At 71.8% G+C, this 16,284-nt stretch carries 14 protein-coding genes; 5 read left to right on the top strand and 9 right to left on the bottom strand.

Features of this window, described 5'->3' with window-relative positions:
• Nucleotides 1–28 precede the first annotated feature (28 nt).
• Nucleotides 29–1,480 (bottom strand): CCA tRNA nucleotidyltransferase, encoded by a 1,452-nt coding sequence (locus ACUJ8O_RS02770; protein WP_049145039.1) that lies wholly within the window; start codon nucleotides 1,478–1,480, stop codon nucleotides 29–31.
• Between the two features lie 65 nt (nucleotides 1,481–1,545).
• On the opposite strand from ACUJ8O_RS02770, the gene ACUJ8O_RS02765 reads away from it, so the two are divergent.
• From ACUJ8O_RS02765 to trxA, 5 genes are all read left to right on the top strand, one after another.
• Complete coding sequence (locus ACUJ8O_RS02765) at nucleotides 1,546–2,157, top strand: NUDIX hydrolase (RefSeq protein WP_041102508.1); 612 nt, start codon at nucleotides 1,546–1,548, stop codon at nucleotides 2,155–2,157.
• A 46-nt stretch (nucleotides 2,158–2,203) separates the two neighbouring features.
• A complete protein-coding gene (gene murJ / locus ACUJ8O_RS02760; RefSeq protein WP_002857806.1) occupies nucleotides 2,204–4,048 on the top strand; it encodes a murein biosynthesis integral membrane protein MurJ in 1,845 nt (614 codons plus the stop codon).
• A 65-nt stretch (nucleotides 4,049–4,113) separates the two neighbouring features.
• The gene (locus ACUJ8O_RS02755; RefSeq protein WP_445373122.1) at nucleotides 4,114–6,189 is read left to right on the top strand and encodes a hypothetical protein; all 2,076 of its coding nucleotides are present in this window, start codon (nucleotides 4,114–4,116) and stop codon (nucleotides 6,187–6,189) included.
• 148 nt (nucleotides 6,190–6,337) lie between these two features.
• Nucleotides 6,338–7,339 carry a thioredoxin-disulfide reductase gene (gene trxB / locus ACUJ8O_RS02750; RefSeq protein WP_101967584.1) on the top strand — a complete coding sequence of 334 codons (1,002 nt, stop codon included), beginning with the start codon at nucleotides 6,338–6,340 and terminating at the stop codon, nucleotides 7,337–7,339.
• Between the two features lie 31 nt (nucleotides 7,340–7,370).
• Nucleotides 7,371–7,760: a thioredoxin gene (gene trxA / locus ACUJ8O_RS02745; RefSeq protein ID WP_323662986.1), complete on the top strand. Its 390-nt coding sequence runs from the start codon at nucleotides 7,371–7,373 to the stop codon at nucleotides 7,758–7,760.
• A gap of 117 nt (nucleotides 7,761–7,877) precedes the next feature.
• On the opposite strand, the gene ACUJ8O_RS02740 is transcribed toward trxA, so the two are convergent.
• From ACUJ8O_RS02740 to rpmH, 8 genes are all read right to left on the bottom strand, one after another.
• The gene (locus ACUJ8O_RS02740; protein WP_095347379.1) at nucleotides 7,878–9,200 is read right to left on the bottom strand and encodes a ParB/RepB/Spo0J family partition protein; all 1,323 of its coding nucleotides are present in this window, start codon (nucleotides 9,198–9,200) and stop codon (nucleotides 7,878–7,880) included.
• A 2,509-nt stretch (nucleotides 9,201–11,709) separates the two neighbouring features.
• Complete coding sequence (locus ACUJ8O_RS02735; protein WP_036314421.1) at nucleotides 11,710–12,657, bottom strand: ParA family protein; 948 nt, start codon at nucleotides 12,655–12,657, stop codon at nucleotides 11,710–11,712.
• 74 nt (nucleotides 12,658–12,731) lie between these two features.
• Nucleotides 12,732–13,457: a 16S rRNA (guanine(527)-N(7))-methyltransferase RsmG gene (gene rsmG, locus ACUJ8O_RS02730; RefSeq protein ID WP_134416153.1), complete on the bottom strand. Its 726-nt coding sequence runs from the start codon at nucleotides 13,455–13,457 to the stop codon at nucleotides 12,732–12,734.
• Nucleotides 13,450–14,034: a Jag family protein gene (locus tag ACUJ8O_RS02725; RefSeq protein WP_036314423.1), complete on the bottom strand. Its 585-nt coding sequence runs from the start codon at nucleotides 14,032–14,034 to the stop codon at nucleotides 13,450–13,452. Before ACUJ8O_RS02725 ends, rsmG begins: the two co-directional genes overlap by 8 nt.
• 2 nt (nucleotides 14,035–14,036) lie before the next feature.
• Entirely contained in the window at nucleotides 14,037–15,035 is a 999-nt protein-coding gene (yidC, locus tag ACUJ8O_RS02720) for a membrane protein insertase YidC (protein ID WP_010079777.1), read from the bottom strand.
• A 5-nt stretch (nucleotides 15,036–15,040) separates the two neighbouring features.
• The gene (gene yidD / locus ACUJ8O_RS02715) at nucleotides 15,041–15,409 is read right to left on the bottom strand and encodes a membrane protein insertion efficiency factor YidD (protein WP_002856440.1); all 369 of its coding nucleotides are present in this window, start codon (nucleotides 15,407–15,409) and stop codon (nucleotides 15,041–15,043) included.
• Nucleotides 15,410–15,808 carry a ribonuclease P protein component gene (rnpA, locus tag ACUJ8O_RS02710; RefSeq protein WP_002856442.1) on the bottom strand — a complete coding sequence of 133 codons (399 nt, stop codon included), beginning with the start codon at nucleotides 15,806–15,808 and terminating at the stop codon, nucleotides 15,410–15,412.
• Nucleotides 15,809–15,836: 28 nt separating this feature from the next.
• Nucleotides 15,837–15,974 (bottom strand): 50S ribosomal protein L34, encoded by a 138-nt coding sequence (gene rpmH, locus ACUJ8O_RS02705; protein WP_002856443.1) that lies wholly within the window; start codon nucleotides 15,972–15,974, stop codon nucleotides 15,837–15,839.
• Nucleotides 15,975–16,284: the final 310 nt, after the last annotated feature.

Raw genomic sequence — 16,284 nt, 5'->3', positions numbered from 1 at the left:
CGACGGGTGGAAGGTCCGCCGCGCCGCCTCAGTCCTGCTGGGCCTCCGGCTGCTCGGCCCACCAGCGCCGCAGCTCCGCCTCGGCCTCGGCCGGCTCGTGCGGCCCCTCGTCCAGGCGCCACTCGAGCAGGTGGGTGTACGCCCGGCCCACCACCGGGCCCGGGCGGATCCCCAGCAGCGCCATGATCTGCTGCCCGTCCAGGTCCGGCCGCACAGCCGCGAGCTCCTCGGCCTCGGCGATCTCGGCGATGCGCCGCTCGAGGTCGTCGTACGCGTGGGCCAGCCGCTCGGCCTTGCGCCGGTTGCGGGTGGTCACGTCCGAGCGGGTCAGCGCGTGCAGGCGGGGCAGCAGATCGCCGGCGTCGTGCGCGTACCGGCGGACGGCGGAGTCGGTCCAGCCGGCGTCGCCGTAGCCGTAGAACCGCATGTGCAGCTCCACCAGGCGGGCCACCGCCTTGATCGTGTCGTTGTCGAACTTCAGGGCGCGCAGCCGCTTGCGGACGAGCTTGGCGCCCACGGTCTCGTGGTGCCGGAAGGTGACGGCCCCGCCCTTCTCGAAGCGACGCGTGGCCGGCTTGCCGACGTCGTGCAGCAGCGCCGCCAGGCGCAGCACGGGGTCGGGGGTCGACGGCGCGTACTCACCCTCCAGCTCCATGGCCTGCTCCAGCACGGTCAGGGAGTGGGCGTAGACGTCCTTGTGGCGGTGGTGCTCGTCCGACTCGAGCTGCAGGGCGGGCAGCTCGGGCAGGACGTGGTCGGCCAGGCCGGTGCGCACGAGCAGGTCGAGGCCGGCGCGCGGGTGCGCACCGCACACGAGCTTGACGAGCTCCTCGCGGACGCGTTCGGCGGAGATGATCGTGATCCGCTCCGCCATCGCGGTCATGGCCTGCTCCACCTCGGGGGCCACGGCGAAGCCGAGCTGGGAGGCGAACCGGGCGGCGCGCATCATGCGCAGCGGGTCGTCGGAGAAGGAGTCCTCGGGGGTGCCGGGGGTGCGCAGCACGCCGGCGTGCAGGTCCCGCATGCCGCCGAAGGGGTCCACGAGCTCGAGGGCGGGCAGGCGCAGGGCCATGGCGTTGACGGTGAAGTCGCGGCGCAGCAGGTCGTCCTCGAGGCTGTCGCCGAAGGCCACCTGCGGCTTGCGGCTGGCCGGGTCGTACTGCTCGGCCCGGTAGGTGGTGACCTCGAGCTGCCAGCCGGCCTTGCGGAAGCCGATAGTCCCGAACCGCCGTCCCACGTCCCACGTGGCGTCCGCCCAGCCGGCGCCCACGGCCTCGGACGCGTCCGGGTCGGCGTCCGTGGTGAAGTCCAGGTCCGGCGACGTCCGCCCCAGGAAGAGGTCGCGGACCGGGCCGCCCACCAGGGAGAGCTCGTGGCCGGCGGCCTCGAACCTCCGCCCCAGCTCCACGACGACGGCGGGCAGGGTGGCGTCCGCGGGGAAGCCGGGGGGCAGCGCGTGGGTGGCGGTGGTCAGATCCATGATGCCTACAAGGGTGCCAGACGGTCCCGGCACGGGCCCGCGCGGGCCGGGCTAGAGTTGACGGCATGACCCGCCCCGATCCCTCCGCGCACCGGGGCGCCCCCCTGCCCTCCGCGCTGGGGGCGTGGCGTCGCCGGCCGCAGCCGCCTCTGCGCCCCGTCACCCCGGCCCCCGCGGGACCCCGTTCCGCCGCTGCCGCCTCCCTGCCCACGGTGGAGGAGGTCTCCGCCGGCGGCGTCATCGTCCGCGAGCACGACGGCGGCCTCGAGGTGGCCGTGATCGCCCGCTACAACCGCGGTGGCCGGCTCGAGTGGTGCCTGCCCAAGGGCCATCCCGAGGGCGAGGAGGACCACCGGCAGGCGGCCGTGCGCGAGGTGGAGGAGGAGACCGGGATCGCCGGCCACATCCTCGAGCCGCTCGGCGCGATCGACTACTGGTTCACAGTCGCCCGGCACCGCGTCCACAAGACCGTGCACCACTTCCTGCTGCGCGCCACGGGCGGCGAGCTGACCACGGAGAACGACCCGGACCACGAGGCCGTGGACGTCGCATGGGTGCGCCTCGAGGACGTCGCGCGCCGCCTCTCCTTCGCCAACGAGCGCCGGATCGTCGACCTGGCCCGCCAGGTGGTCGACCAGCACTTCCCCCCGGGCGGTGCCCGGGGCCCCCGCCCCTGATCCACCGCCCCCGGCACGGGGCCTTCCGACCACGATTGGGTGACCCTTGAGCAGCAGACCCGCCCCGCGCCGAGCGCAGGACCCCGCCCACGCCGGCGTCGCCGACGAGGAGCCGACGACGACGGACCCCGCCCCCGCCACGGATCCGGCCGCCGTGGACCCCGCGGACGAGACCCCCGAGGGCGAGCGCCGCGCCGGCCGGTCCACCGCGATCATGGCCTCCGGCACGCTCCTCTCCCGCGTGCTGGGCCTCGTCCGTGCGACGCTGGTGACGGTGGCGATCGGCCTGTCCGCGGACATGGCCGACATCTTCGAGATCGCCAACTCCCTCCCGAACGTGATCTACCTGCTCCTGGTGGGCGGCGTGTTCAACGTCGTGCTCGTGCCGCAGCTGATCAAGCACGCCCGCGACGCCGACCGGGGCGCGGACTACACCTCCCGCCTGATGACGCTCGGCACGCTCGTGATGCTCGCCGGCACGGTGGTGGTCATGCTGGCGGCGGCCCCGCTCATGACGGCCCTGACCCGCGGCTGGTCGCCGGAGAAGCTCGAGATGGCCACCGTGTTCGCCCTGTGGTGTCTGCCCCAGGTGTTCTTCTACGGCATGTACGCGCTGGTGGGGCAGGTGCTCAACGCCAACGGGCGCTTCGGCGCCTACATGTGGGCGCCGGTGCTGAACAACGTCGTCGCGATCGGCGCGATCGTGCTGTACCTGGGCATGTTCGGGGCGTACCGGGCCGGGGACGACCTCGCCGGGTGGACGAGCGCACAGACGGTCGTGCTGGCCGGCGGCCACACCCTGGGCGTCGTGCTGCAGGCCGTGATCCTCTTCCTGCCGCTGCGCGGGCTCGGCCTGGGTCTGCGCCCGCGGTTTGGCTGGAAGGGCATCGGCCTGCGGGACACCGGCCGGATCGCCGGGTACACCCTGATCACGATGGTCGCCACGAACGTGGTGCTCCTGCTGTGCCAGCGGTACGTCACCTCCGCCACGGAGGCCCGCGACCGCGGCGAGCTGCGCATCCCCGGCACGGAGACCTGGAGCGCCGAGATGGCGCAGGCGGCCATCCCCGGTGTGGCCGCGTACAACATGGCGATGCTGATGGCCGTGCTGCCCCATTCGGTGTTCGTGCTCTCCCTGGCCACCGTGCTCTTCAACCGGCTGGCCCGCGCCATGGGCCGCCAGGACATGTCCGCGGTGCGACGCACGACGGCGCAGGGTCTGCGCGCGTTCACCGTGCCGCTGATGTTCTGCCTCGCCGGCGTGGTGGTCCTGGCGGGCCCCCTGGGCCGCGTCTTCGGCTCGACGGCCGAGACGGCGATGGTGGCCGGCGTCGCGGTGGGCTCGGTCCTGCTCGCGCTGGCGCTGTCCATCCCGTTCCGCTCGGGCTCCTTCTACCTGCTGCGCGTGTTCTACGCCGCCGAGGACGCCAAGGTGCCGATGGTGGTCCAGGTCAGCGGCTCGCTCCTGATGCTGCTGCTCTCGTGGGCGGGCGCGATGCTGCTGCCGCTGTGGTCCATGGCCCTGTGGGTCGCGGTCGCCTCGTCCGTCTCGTACGTGTACCAGTTCGTCCTGACCCATGTGCTCACCGTGCGCCGGTTCGGGGACTACGGCCTCGCATCCGTGCTGCGTGCCCACGTCCAGACCGGCCTGGCCGCGCTGGCCGCGGCGGCCGCGGGCGTCGTCGTCGTGTGGCTGCTGGGCGGGTACACCGGCGGGTTCGCGTGGAACTCCATCGGGACGGCGCTGCTCACGTGCGCGGTGGCGGCCGTGGCGATGGGTCCGGTGTACCTGATGGTGCTGCGGGCCATGCGGTTCCCCGAGCTGGACGACGCCCTCCGGCCGCTCGTCGCCCGCGTGCCGGCGCTGGGTCGTCTGCTGCGCGTCGGCTGATCTCTGGCCGCGACGGCCACGCCACGTATCATCGGATTCCGACCCCGTCGTCAGGAGAAGAGCCCGTGCCCCAGCCCATCGCCGTCGGCGCCGTCCTGGGCGGCCGCTATCGCATCACCCAGCACGTGGTGACGTCCGCGGACCAGGACATGGTGTTCCTGGGCACGGACCAGGTGCTCAACCGCCGCGTCACCGTGCTCGTGGCCTCACGTGAGAACGCCACGCAGGTGGCCTCGTCCGCGCGGGAGCTGGCCACGGGCGAGCGCACCGACGACGTGCAGGTGCTCGACCTGGGGCTGTCCGAGGGCCGCACGTACCTGATCGCCGGCGGGGACCCCGACCCGGACGTCCTGCTGGGTCTGGCGTACCCGCAGGAGCTGTACGTGGAGCCGTTCCAGACGGACAGCCTCGGCTCCGAGCTGTTCGGCGAGTCGCGGACCGGAGACCCCCACGCCTACGACGACGACGAGGCGTACTACACCGACCTCGACCGCCGGCTCCGCGCGGACGAGCACGAGGCCCAGCGTCGTCCCGGGTTCCTGAACCGCCTCTCCGAGCGCCTCGCCGAGCGGGTCCGTCCCTCCGACGGCACCGCGGCGAAGGCGGCCGCCGGGGCGTCGGCCCTGGCCGCGGCGGACGCCGCCACCCGGAAGCAGCAGGAGGAGCGCGAGCGGGCGGAGCGGGAGGCCGCCGAGCGCGCCGAGCGGGAGCGCAAGGAGGCCGAGGAGAAGGCACGCGCCGAACGGGAGGCCGCCGAGCGCGCAGAACGCGAGCGTCGGGAGGCGGAGGAGCGTGCCGAGGAGGAGCGCCGCGCCGAGGCCGAGCGCGCCCGTCGCCAGGCGGAGCAGGAGGCTGAGGAGCGGGCCGCGCGCGAGCGGGAGGCCGAGCAGGTCCGGCTGGCCGCGGAGCGGGAGGAGGCCGAGCGCCGCGAGCTCGAGCGCCGGGCCGAGGCCCGCCGTCGTGCCGAGGAGGAGCGGGCCCGGGAGGCCGCGGAGCGCGAGGCTGAGAAGCGCGCGGCCCAGGAACGCGAGGCCGCGGAGCGCGAGGCCCAGGCGGGCACCGCCGCACTCCCGGCCGTCGCGGCGGGGGCCGCCGCCGCGCAGGCCACCGACGCCGATGCCGACGGGGCCACGCCGCCCACCGAGCCCGTCGAGCCCGTGGCGGCCGAGAAGACCGACGCGCCGGAGCCGGTCGCCCCGGACACCGAGGCGATCCCCGTGCGGCGCCAGCGTCCCGTCCCCCGCCGAGCGATCGTGGCCGAGTCCGCGCCGCCCGTCCACGAGGAGTCCCGCAGCACGGCCGCGCCGGTGGCTGCCGGGGCCGCAACGGGGGCCACCGCGGCGGCTGCCGGTTCGACGTCCGCCGCCGCGGCTCCGGATGCTCTGGCCGCCCCGGCCACCACCGGGGGCGACGACGGCGCCACGGTGGCCGACCCGGGCGACGGCAACGGCCGCACGCGCGGCGGCGGTCCGCTGGCCCTGCTCCTCGTGCTCGGCCTGCTGGCCGCACTCGTCGTGGGCGGGGTGCTGCTGGCCCAGAACCTGCGCGGCGGGCCGGCCCCGCAGGCCGCGGCCGCGTCGTCCGAGTCTGAGTCTGCGTCGTCCGAGTCCGCATCGGACACCCCGTCGCCGTCGGAGAGCACCAGCCCCTCCCCCACCCCGACCAGCGAGAGCGCCGCGGCCGCCCCGCAGCCCGTCCAGGCCCTGCGCTCGGTGCCGGACCTGCCGGAGCACGAGGCCGAGCACGACGCGGACCTGAGCAACCTCATCGACGGCGACCCCACCACCGTGTGGCGCACCTTCGCCTACGCACGGCCGAACTTCGGCGGCTATGTGGAGAGCATGAACCTCGTGGTCCAGCTCGAGGAGCGCACCGAGGTGAACGAGGTGACCCTGCAGAGCACGGGGGCCACCGGTGGCGCCTGGTTCGCCTACATCGCCGACTCCCCCGAGGGCGCGAACGCCAAGGAGATCGGCAACGGCACCTTCGACCAGGACACCGTCTCCATCCCCGTGCCGTTCGAGGGCACCGAGGCCGAGGCCGAGTACGTGATCGTCAGCCTCACCTCGCTGCCCCAGCTGGAGGGCACGACGTCGGACCTCCCGTTCGGCCTGCGTTTCGGCGAGATCGCCGTCCGCTGACCCCGCGCCCGGGCGACGGCGCGCCGGACCTTCCGGCCGCCGTCGCCGGACGTCGTCGCACCGCGGCCCCGGCACCGCGGAATACCCGCCCGTGGCTCCGCCGTTGTCCTGGAGGAGCGTCCACCACCCCGATCCACTGGAGGAACCCGTGGCCCCCACCGCCCAGGACCAGAGCGTCCACAACGTCGTGATCGTCGGATCCGGCCCCGCCGGATACACCGCGGCGATCTACACCGCCCGCGCCGAGCTCTCCCCGGTCCTGGTGGCCGGGGCGGTGACCGCGGGCGGCGAGCTGATGAACACCACCGAGGTGGAGAACTTCCCGGGCTTCCCGGAGGGTGTGCAGGGGCCCGAGCTGATGGCGAACCTCGAGGCCCAGGCCCGCCGGTTCAACACGGAGGTGGTCTACGACGACGTCGTGCAGGCCGACCTGACGTCGAACCCCAAGGTGCTCACGCTCGGCGACGGCACCCAGCTGCGCACCCACGCGGTCATCCTCACGACCGGCTCCGCCTACCGGAAGCTCGGCGTTCCCGGCGAGGAGCGCCTCTCCGGCCACGGCGTCAGCTGGTGCGCCACGTGCGACGGCTTCTTCTTCCGCGAGCAGGAGATCGCGGTCGTGGGCGGCGGCGACTCCGCCATGGAGGAGGCCCTGTTCCTCACGAAGTTCGCGTCCAAGGTGACCGTACTGGTCCGCAAGGACGAGCTGCGCGCCTCCAAGGTGATGGCCCACCGGGCCATGGAGAACGAGAAGATCGAGTTCCGCTGGAACACCGAGGTCACGGAGGTGACGGGTGACGACAAGGTCAACACCCTCCGCCTGCGGGACACCCGCACCGGCGAGGCGTCCACGCTGGACGTGACCGGCCTGTTCGTCGCCATCGGCCAGGACCCGCGCACGGACCTGGTGCAGGGCCAGGTGGAGCTCACGGAGCACGGCACGATCCGCATCGACCATCCGTCCTCGCGGACCTCCCAGCCGGGCGTCTTCGCCGCCGGCGACGTCACGGACCACACCTACCGCCAGGCCATCACCGCCGCCGGCTCGGGCTGCGTGGCCGCCCAGGACGTGGAGCACTACCTCGCGACCGTGGCCGACGTGGAGGAGGCCGCGCCGGCCGGCCCGGAGTCGGACGCGAACCCGGCATGAGCCACTGACTCATGACCCCTGACGGAGCGTCATGAATCATGTCGATAACACCCCTGTCCACCCTCGTCAGACACAGAACAAACCCCAGGAGGCTGCCATGAGCACCATCACCGTCACCGACGCCGACTTCGACCAGAAGGTCCTCCAGTCCGAGCTGCCCGTCCTCGTGGACTTCTGGGCCGAGTGGTGCGGCCCGTGCCGCATGCTCGGGCCCGTCCTGGAGGACATGGCCGTGGAGCACGAGGGCAAGGCCGTGATCGCCAAGCTCAACGTGGACGAGAACCCGGCCATCGCCGCGCGTTACGGCGTCACCTCCATCCCGCTCGTCGTGGGCTTCCAGAACGGCGAGAAGGTCGCCGAGTCCGTGGGCGCCAAGCCCAAGGCCGCGCTGGAGAAGGAGTTCTCGGCCCTGCTCGGCTGAGCCCCTCCCCCACTCACCACGACGGCCCCGTCACCCCAGAGGGTGACGGGGCCGTCGTGCGTTGATCTTCAGGACCAGCGGCGGGTGCCCGTGGACGCCGTCCGCGGGAACTCCGGATCAGGACTTCTTGCCCTTCCCCTTGCCGTCCTGACCGCCCTGGATGAGGTCCATGATGCGGTTCAGGTCCTCCACGGTGGTGAAGTCGATGGCGATGCGGCCCTTGCGCGCGCCGAGGGTGATCTTCACGGCGGTGTCCAGGCGGCTGGTGAGCGCGGTGGCGTAGTGGTCCAGGCGCTCGTGGCGGGCGTCGTCCGTGCTGCGCCGCGGCGTGCGGCCCGGCCGGAGCCCGCCCTGCAGCTGCGCGACCGCCTCCTCCGTGGACCGGACGGACAAGCCCTCCGACTGGATCCGCTGCGCCAGACGCTCCATGTCCGACGGGTCCGTGAGACCGAGCAGCGCACGCGCATGGCCGGCCGAGAGCGTGCCGGCGGCCACGCGGCGCTGCACGAGGGGCGGCAGCTTGAGCAGCCGCAGCGTGTTGGAGATCTGCGGACGAGAGCGGCCGATGCGCTGGGACAGTTCCTCCTGCGTGCAGGCGAAGTCCTCCATGAGCTGCTGGTAGGCGGCGGCCTCTTCGAGCGGGTTCAGCTGGGAGCGGTGCAGGTTCTCCAGCAGAGCATCCCGCAGGAGGTCCTGGTCCGGGGTCTGGCGGACGATCGCCGGGATGGTGTCCAGGCCGGCCTTCTGGGTGGCGCGCCACCGGCGCTCGCCCATGATCAGCTCATAGGGGGTGGGGCCGTCCACCTCGCGCACGACGATCGGCTGCAGGATGCCGACCTCGCGGATCGAGGTGACCAGTTCCGCCATGTGGTCCTCGTCGAACACCTCACGCGGCTGCCGCGGGTTGGGGTGGATGTCCCCCACCGGGATCTCCCGCAGGACCGCGATGTCCGCGGACACGGTCCCCTCGGTCGCGGCGGACTCAACGCTCGAGTCCCCCGGTTCCTTCCTCGACGACGTCGCGGAGGTGGCACGCTTGCTGGGCGCCTTCACCGTCGGCATGGCCGGACGCCCCTTGGTCGGCCGCGCCGCGGGTGCATCCTCGGACTCTGCGGAGAAGAACACGTCGACGGGACGCTGCGCGGGTCGCGAGGCACGCTTCGACGAGGTGGTCCCTGCCTTCGTGGCGGACGCGGCGTTCCGGCCAGTTGTGGACGTTGATTTCGTGACCTGAGCGGTGCGGCCCGTGGTCTTTTGCTGGGAGGCCGACGGGACCGGCTCGCCGGACTCCCCCGGCGTCTCGGTCTTCGGGCCGCTCTTCGCCGGCGTCGGAGAGTCCTCCGGGGAGGGTGCCTCGGCGTTCTCTTCCGGGGCTTCTACAGTGCTCTGGATCAGGGCGCCGAGGCCTCGCCCCAGGCCTCCTCGACGGCTCGTCTTCAACGGGTCCTCCTGCAGTGAGTGGGTCTGCGATCAGTGTAGGTGAGCGGCCTGGTCTCGATGATCCTGGGCGACGTGAGGACACCCCGCACGTTGTGCTGGCCCCGACTGCCGGTGGCCACGCGAGGGCCTGAGCTGCAAGGGGTGCGGTGATATTCGGGTCTCGGTTCTGGCATGCACGTCCGTGATTGGACTCGGACGACGGGGGGGGTGGGCGCGCGGGTGGACGCCTGCCGCGAGCGTGAGTGTTTCACGTGGAACACTCCGAGTTGGAGCGCTCCAGGAGGGTTGCGGCTGCAATCATCAGAACCCTCACATGCATCCCGTAGGGTCCACTCGTTTCACATGAAACGCGATCCCTAAGCTGGCGAGTGGGCGATTGTCGAATCGCAGATATACCGGCTTGTGTTCTCGGTGTACCGGTACCGATCAACCTTCCGTGCGGACGGTACTCAGTCTGCCGGCCACCCGCATCATGCTGCGGATCGTCGAATCGAAAGTGGCGGACCAGGATCGAAGCGCCGCTCCACTCCCCGCGGTGTGGTGTGGACACTCGAATCGCCGAACGGCCGTGCTCGGACTTCTCGTCGTCTTGTGTTCAGTGCTTCCTCACCCCCGCGCGGCTCACGAATCGAACGTTGCGTCGGTGACCGTGTTTCACGTGAAACACGAATGAGTCTGTCGCAGAGAACACGGACGGGGGCCCGATGGTTGTCGTGGTTGCTCCTCACGAACCAGTGCCTCCTTGTCGTGTCGTTCTCTGTCACCCCATTGGCGGCATTGATGGTGTGTTCCATGGATAACCTGAAGTGGTTATCTCACGGTACGGCCCCTTCGCCCGAGGCTCGTTTCACGTGAAACGTCCCGTTCGAAGATTCGACCGTGCACTGGTGCCACGGAAGTCCGCCCACGAGCGGGTTGCATTCAGATGCCGGCGTCCATAGGGGCGTGAGATGCGTTCGAGGTTCAGACTCCTCGCGTTGCTGACGTTGTGACCCGGGCGCGTCGAGCGCCGGACGTCGGTCGTTCGGTTTCACGTGAAACGTGGCGGCGTACTGGGCGCGAACGCCGGGTCGCGGGTCCCATGTCGCGCGGCTTGCACCGACTTGTGCCGTTGACCGTACTGTTCGATGCAGTCGCTGCCGTCAGCAGCGGCCGTACAGTCATATGGCAGGCCCTTCCGCCCGACAGACCGGACCCATTCCTCCCGTCTGCCCATTCCGCCCATTAAGGTTCACGTCCGACTCGTGTGGAACCGGGTCTTCACCCGTCCGTCCGCACGCGGCTCCCTCCAGGGATCGACGCTAGACCTACGCGCGAGCATCGTGTTTCACGTGAAACCCCCGGCCACCACCTGAGTGATCGACGTCCTGCTTCCACGTCGTTGCAGGGGTCAGAACCGTGCGGCCTGACCGTCCCGCACTGAGCTGATGCGGGTTTCCCGGGGGAGGGGACCCAGGCTGACTCAGCATTCCCCCTGCCGACCCCGTACCTAGCCGTCGGGCCACGCTGGGGATTCGCCAGACCAACCAGCGCCATGGTGGCACCCACGGCCACCTACCCACGACGTCCCCTTGTCCACAGATCTTGTCCACATATCAACATCGACGATAGCCGCTAACCACTGCTGATTCCGCAAAGTGCCAGCTCACATGCTTGTCTCTGTATACATTGGGGGCGTGCGGCCGCCCCTCTTCGCCGGAGTCTCTCCTACTCCGCACACAGGAATGCACAATAGAACTGTCCTTCTGGCGCCGCCGTTCGGCCCCTCCAACTCAGACGAATCACAGCAGCCCACCATCGCCGCTGACGTCTGCTCTCGCACACGCTGACGGCAGACCGGCCGCGCGCCTCGCGGCGACACCACGGCTCGTGCTCCGCTCTGGCCCCGATTCCCTGCACGTCACCGACGGCGAGGAGGTCTGACCGTGGGGGAGAGGGGGCACCCACTCACAGCACCCGGCCTGCTCGCTGGCTGCATCCTCGAGGCTGCAGCGCACCCGGGTGAAGGAGGAGGGACGGACCATACCCTGCACGGCCGCGCCCAGTACGTTCCCCACGCGTCGCGCAGCCCTCGCGGAGCACTTCAACGCAGCGTGCACCGCCGGCCCTCACAGCCGCCGTTGCCGCCCCGCCGCCATGCCGTTCACCCCGTGAGTTCGTGCGTCGCCGCCCGCGGCTCCACCCAGGCCTCGCGACAGGTGCGCCTGGCCGGCGGCGGAGGGGCCGGCCCAGCGAAGGAGAGGGGAGCGTGTCAGACGGAAGCAGTCCACCACGGGCACCCCTCCCCATCGTCCCGCCGCGGCGGCACCACGCTCGCACCCTCGGAGGGGGTCGTTTCACGTGAAACACGGTCGTCCGCCATGCCCAGCGATTCCGCTTGTCTTCCTACCGCTTATCTCCCGGGCCGCACTCACTCACGACGAAGCCCGCCGGGGGGATCACTCCCTCCGGCGGGCTTCGTCGTCGCCAGCAGCGCCACCCGGCGACCGCCGCAGCGGCCGGCTGGGCGTCAGCCCTTCAGGGCCGTCGGCGCCCCGCGGCCGGCGATCTCCGCGGCCGCCTCCCGGTACGCCATGGCGCCGGCCGAGGCCGGGTCGTACGTCAGCACCGTCTGCTGATAGCTGGGGGCCTCGGAGATGCGGACGTTGCGGGGGATCGCGGTGCTCAGCAGCTGCTCCGGGAAGTGCGTCCGGACCTCCTCCGCCACCTGCACGGCGAGGTTGGTCCGCGCGTCGAACATCGTCAGCAGGATGGTGCTCACCTGGAGACGCGGGTTCAGGTGCTTCTGGATCATCTGCACGTTCTTGAGCAGCTGGGAGAGGCCCTCGAGGGCGTAGTACTCGGCCTGGATCGGGATGAGCACCTCCTCGGCCGCCACGAACGCGTTGACCGTCAGCAGGCCCAGGGACGGCGGGCAGTCGATGAACACGTAGTCCAGCCGCTCCTGGCCGTCCCCCTCGCGCCAGGCGGTGTACGCCTCGAGCGCCCGCGACAGTCGCTGTTCGCGGGCCACCAGCGAGACCAGCTCGATCTCGGCACCGGCCAGGTCGATCGTCGCAGGCACCACCTGCAGGCCGTCCACGTCCGGGGCGTCCTGCACGACGTCCTGGATCTCCATCTCGCCCAGGAGCACGTCGTACACGGAGGCGACGTCCCCGGTGTGGGGGATGTTCAGCGCGGTGGACGCATTGCCCTGCGGGTCGATGTCCACCACCATCACCCGCATGCCCGCGCGGGCGAGGGCCGCGGCCAGGTTGACCGTCGTCGTCGTCTTGCCGACGCCGCCCTTCTGGTTGGACGTCGTGAACACGCGGGTGCGGTCGGGGCGCGTCAGACGGCGCCGCTGAAGCCGCGCGGGCTCCTCGGCGTCGGCGCCGCCCTTCTCGGCGGTCCGGCCGGTCCACTTCTGGCGCAGGGCCCTCCAGGCCCCACCCCGGCTCTCCTGCTCCTGCGCCATGCGGCTCTACCTCCTGGGTCGCGGGTGTGCGGATCTGCTGCCGCCCGGCCCGTCCCGTCCCGGTGGGGGAGGGGTCAGCGGGGACGCGCGCTGACGCGCACGACGGTGGTGGTCTCGGGCAGCAGGCCCTCGCCCACCGTGAGGATCTCGGGCTCGGCACCACCATACTTGCGCAGGACCTTGCGGGCGGCGGCGATCTCGTCGGCCGCGGAGCGGCCCTTGATGGCCAGCAGCTCCCCGGCGCCCTGCAGCATCGGCATGGTCAGCGGCACGAGGGTCTTCAGCGCGGACACGGCGCGGGCGGTCACGACGTCGACGTCGAGGTCCCCGGAGACCTGCTCGGCGCGGCCGCGGATCACGTCCACGTTCTCCAGGCCGAGGTCGGCGACCACCATGTCCAGCCACTCCACGCGCCGCTCGAGCGGCTCGATGAGCAGGAACTGGCAGTCGGGGCGCGCGAGCGCGAGGCACAGGCCGGGCAGGCCCGCACCGGAGCCGACGTCGGCCACGAGCGCACCCTGCGGGAGGAGCTCCTCGACCACGGCGCAGTTCAGGACGTGGCGCTCCCAGAGACGGGGCGCCTCGCGCGGGCCGATCAGGCCCCACTCGATGCCGGTGTCCGCCAGGTGGGCCACGTACGCCTCGGCCCGGGGGAGGGCCTCGCCGAACAGCTCGACGGCGGCCGGCCGCAGCGCATCGGTCAGCGGCGGTGCCGGCTGTCCCACGGGTGCGGGACGGTCGCCCCGGTCCCGCGGATCCAGCCCGGGGCGCCGCTCGTAGGCCGAACCCTGCTCAGTCATCGGCGGAGATGACCACGTGCCGGCGGGCGCCCTCGCCCTCCGACTCGGAGGTCAGGCCGGCGTCCGCGACGACGTCGTGGACGATCTTGCGCTCGTACGCGCCCATGGGCTCGAGGTGCACGGGACCCTCGCCGGCGCGGACGCGCTCGACGGCCGCCTGGGCGGCGGTGCGCAGGGCGACGTTGCGGCGCTCCCGGTGCCCGCAGACGTCCAGGATCAGCCGGGAGCGGTGCCCCGTGGCGGCGAGCACGGCCAGCCGGACGAGCTCCTGCAGGGCCTCCAGGGTGCGGCCGTCGGGGCCGACGAGGCCGTCCAGGCGCTCATCGTGGTCCTCGGAGACGACGGACACGTACGTGCGCCCGTCGCGGACCTCGATGTCGATGTCCCCGTCCAGGTCCGCGATGTCGAGCAGCTCCTCGACGTAGTCCGCGGCGACGTCGCCCTCCTCCTCGAGGCGGCGCACCGCCTCCGAGACGGCGGCACCGTCCTGCTCCGCGACGCGAGAGCCCTGGCCCACGGGGGTCTCGACGACGGCGTCCTCGGCCTCGGAGGCCGGGGTCACGTTCTCGGCGGACATGCTCACTTCCTCCTGCGGTTCTTGCGCTGGGGCTGGACGCGCTGACCCGACTGGCGGACGACCTCACCGTTCAGCACGGCACCGCCGCGGCCCGCCTGGGTGTGCGCGGACGAGGGCGTGGCCTCGGCGTTCGACACCTTCTGGCCCACGGGGGGCAGGCCCTTGGCGGCGCGGCGCTCGTTGAGCTCCTTCTCGGCGAGGGAGCCCGGGGTCGGGTTGTTGCGGATGATCCACCACTGCTGGCCGACGGCCCAGAAGTTGGAGTAGGTCCAGTACAGGAGCACGCCGATCGGGAAGTTGATGCCGCCGATGCCGAAGATCAGGGGCATGGCGTAGAGCATGATCTGCTGCGTCTGCATCATGGGCCCGGAGAGGGCCTGCTGCGTCATGTTCTTCGTCATGAGCATCTTCTGCATGAAGAACATCGAGCCCGACATGAGCAGGATCAGCACGATCGCCGTGACGATCACGGGCCCGCTGCCCGGCGCGCCGAGCGAGTTCATGAAGGTGTCCGACATGCGGGCGCCGAAGATCGTGGAGCCCTCGAAGGAGCGGATCTGGTCCGCGGACAGGGCGTCCATGGCCTCGCCGCGCTCCGCCGCGCCGCGGGCGCCGATCAGCACCTGGTAGAGCGCGAAGAAGAACGGCATCTGGATCAGCAGCGGCAGGCAGGCGGCGAACGGGTTCGCCTTGTGCTCCTTCATGAGCGCCTGCTGCTCCATGGCCATGGCCTGGCGGGAGAGCTGGTCCTTCTTGCCCTTGTACTTGGCCTGCAGCTTCTGCAGCTCGGGCTGGATGGCCTGCATGGCGCGCTGCGCCTTGATCTGCTTGACGAACAGCGGGATCAGCAGGGTGCGGATGAGCACCACCAGCAGGAGGATGGACAGGGCCCACGTCCAGCCGGAGTCCGCGGGCAGGCCCGCAAACTCCAGGATGCTGTGGAACGCCCCGAGCAGCCAGGACATCAGCCAGCGGAACGGGGAGAGGATGGCTTCGAACATGGGGGTCAATCCTCCTGCGGGAGATCAGGTGGGATGGGAGGGTGGTTCAGGGCGAGGATGCGCGGCTGCCGGCCCGGCGGCCAGCGTCGGTGCCCGGGCGGGACCGGGTCCACGCCGCCGTCGTTCCAGGGATGGCACCGGCCGATGCGCCGCGCGGCGAGCCACGACCCCTTCACCGCGCCGTGCACGTGCACGGCCTCCAGCCCGTAGGCGGAGCAGCTGGGGAAGAACCGGCACACGGGTCCGTACAGCGGGGAGACCACGGCCCGATAGACCGTGAGCAGGCCCGCCAGCAGGGCGGACGGCAGCGCGCGCAGCGGCCCCCACTCACGGGAGGGCTCGAGCACGACGAAGGGCGAGGGCGTGACGGTCATCTACGCGTGCTCCGAGGCGGCGGGCAGGTGCGGCTTCAGGGCCTTGCCGAGCGCGCCGACGGTCTCGCGGCGCAGCAGCGCGTAGTCCGCCTCGGCGGCGGCCGGCAGCGCGCGGACCTGCACCAGAACCGGCAGGTCGCGCAGCGGGGGCAGGCGCATCTGATCCGCGACGACGGCGCGCAGCCGCCGCTTCACCCGGTTGCGGGTCACCGCGTTCCCCACGGCCTTGGACACGACGAACCCGGCCCGCGGCCGAGGGGCGCTCGGCGACGTGGACCGGGTCTGATCGGGGTCCGTGGCGACGCTCACCACGACGGTGCGCCGACCCGCGCGGGTGCCGGTGCGACCGAGGTGACGGAACTCCGCGGGCGTGCGGACGCGACGGTCACGGGGCAGCACGGGGCGCGCCGTCCCTGGACCGAGGTCCTCAGGCGGACAGCTCGGCGCGGTTCTTGCCGCGGCGAGCGGACAGGATGGCGCGGCCGGCGCGGGTGCGCATGCGGGCACGGAAGCCGTGCTTGCGGGCACGACGGCGGTTGTTGGGCTGGAACGTGCGCTTGGTCACTGTGATCTCTCCACGACGTGTTGTGTGCCTTCGACCGTCGACCTGAGCAGGTGGACCAGGGGGAAGGACCGGTGAGGCTCTGACATGAAATCCCCGGCGGGCACGATCAACCGACACCCGGGGGACCAGACAACTCTAGTGGCCGGGGTACGCAGGGGTCAAACGGGTGCGCGCGGATCCCGGACGCCCGTGGGCGCCCGGGGCGGTCGTCCACAGGATGATAGGGGTTGTCCACCGTCTGTGCACAACCCTGTGGACAACCGTTAGACTCCGAGCACCGTCGTCCGTCTCGCGCAGCCGCCCCCGTCCT

The organism is Micrococcus sp. EWR3.9.1 (genome assembly GCF_052615555.1).
The sequence above is the reverse complement of the archived record's forward strand: the minus strand, read 5'-3'. Positions and strand labels throughout refer to the sequence as shown.

Coding starts and splice junctions, on each gene's coding strand:
- ACUJ8O_RS02770 (WP_049145039.1), bottom strand. CDS start 1,480: ATGGATCTGACCACCGCCACCCACGCGCTGCCCCCCGGCTTCCCCGCG.
- rsmG (WP_134416153.1), bottom strand. CDS start 13,457: ATGACTGAGCAGGGTTCGGCCTACGAGCGGCGCCCCGGGCTGGATCCG.
- yidC (WP_010079777.1), bottom strand. CDS start 15,035: ATGTTCGAAGCCATCCTCTCCCCGTTCCGCTGGCTGATGTCCTGGCTG.
- trxA (WP_323662986.1), top strand. CDS start 7,371: ATGAATCATGTCGATAACACCCCTGTCCACCCTCGTCAGACACAGAAC.
- ACUJ8O_RS02765 (WP_041102508.1), top strand. CDS start 1,546: ATGACCCGCCCCGATCCCTCCGCGCACCGGGGCGCCCCCCTGCCCTCC.
- ACUJ8O_RS02725 (WP_036314423.1), bottom strand. CDS start 14,034: ATGTCCGCCGAGAACGTGACCCCGGCCTCCGAGGCCGAGGACGCCGTC.
- ACUJ8O_RS02735 (WP_036314421.1), bottom strand. CDS start 12,657: ATGGCGCAGGAGCAGGAGAGCCGGGGTGGGGCCTGGAGGGCCCTGCGC.
- yidD (WP_002856440.1), bottom strand. CDS start 15,409: ATGACCGTCACGCCCTCGCCCTTCGTCGTGCTCGAGCCCTCCCGTGAG.